We start from the raw sequence: 1,507 nt of genomic DNA on the forward strand, positions 1-1,507 counted from the left end.
CCCGGCAACCGGCCTTCCGGGGGCGGCAGTTCGGTCCGGTCGGGTCCGGTGCCCCCTGGGTCCGCCAGGACCACGACGGGTCCGGCCCGCAGCGCGCCCGCCCGGTCCCTCAGGCGGCCGAGGACACCGCCCACGGGACGGCGGCGGCGCGGCGGCCGGGGCATGGGGCGCGGTGCCTCCAGGTCGGGTACGACGGCGGGCTGCGAGCCGGTGTTGAAGTGGACGAGGACCTCGTGGCCCTGGAACTCCACGTGCTCGACGAGTCCGCTGATCGCCACCTCGCCGGGCCTGGCCTCCGACGGTTTGGCGATGCGTATGGCCTCGGAGCGCAGGCCCACGATGACTTCGTGGCCCTGGTGCACCCGGAGCAACCGGTGGTCCAGGGACAGGGGTTCGGGCAGGACGAGGGCCTGGCGGCCGAGGCCGATCGACATGGCGCCGTCGAGCGGGGCGAGGACGACGCCCCGCAGGAGGCTGATGCGCGGGGTGCCGATGAAGGCGGCGACGAAGACGTTCTCGGGCAGCGCGTAGACCGTGCGCGGGGTGCCGACCTGCTGGAGGACACCGCCGCGCAGGACGGCGACCCGGTCACCCAGGGACATCGCCTCCGCCTGATCGTGGGTGACGTACACGGTGGTGACGCCCAACCCCCGGGTGAGGCGGGCGATTTCGGCGCGCAGACGGTTGCGGAGCTTGGCGTCCAGGTTGGCCAGCGGCTCGTCCATCAGGAACGCGGAGGGGTGCCGTGCAATCGCCCGGCCCATCGCGACGCGCTGGCGTTCGCCGCCGGAGAGCTCGTTGGGAAAGCGGTCGAGGAGGTCCTCGATGCCGAGCATCCGGGCCGTGGCGTCGACGCGCGAGCGCGGGTCCTGGCCGGGCGTCTCGATGCGCAGCGGGAAGCCGATGTTGTCGCGGCCGTTCATGGTCGGGTAGAGCGCGAAGTTCTGGAAGATCATCGCCATGTCCCGGTCGGCGGGCTCCAGATGGTTGGCGTACGCGCCGTCGAGCCGCACCTGTCCCTCGGTGGGGTCCGTGAGGCCGGCGATCATCCTCAGCACGGTCGACTTGCCGCAGCCGGACGGCCCGAGCAGCACCAGGAACTCGCCGGGCGCGACGTCGAGCGACAACCTGTCCACCACAGAGACACCGCGTGTGTAGGACTTGCTGACCTGTCGAAGGGAGATGGCGCGTGACATGGGACGTGACCCCCGGGGGCTCACAGGGCGCTGTTGCTCCGCGAACGGAGGTCTCGCGGGTCGTACGAGACCTATGAGTCACGGAAGCTAACGGACCGCACACATCCCGGGGAAGACTTGCGGCGGAATCGGGCGGGCCTTGTGGAGGGACCTCCCCGTGAAACCCGCCGGTTCGGCCAACTCCGGTGCGAAAGACGTCTGTTCAGTGTCTCTCGGGCTCCGGTGCGGATGGCGTACGTCCCCTACGTTCCGTCGGCTCCGACTCCGTCGCGCCCGTACGCCCCTGTCGCAGTCCGAGCCCACGAGACTAG

At 71.1% G+C, this 1,507-nt stretch carries 1 protein-coding gene; it reads right to left on the bottom strand.

What is annotated here, in order from left to right; translation table 11 throughout:
* Positions 1–1,196, bottom strand: a 1,196-nt coding sequence (locus EU811_RS22970) for an ABC transporter ATP-binding protein (RefSeq protein WP_142940557.1), incomplete at its 3' end; no start/stop codon positions are given.
* Between the last annotated feature and the right edge of the window lie 311 nt (positions 1,197–1,507).

The organism is Arthrobacter sp. TS-15, from assembly GCF_006964045.1.
Lineage (GTDB): Bacteria > Actinomycetota > Actinomycetes > Actinomycetales > Micrococcaceae > Arthrobacter.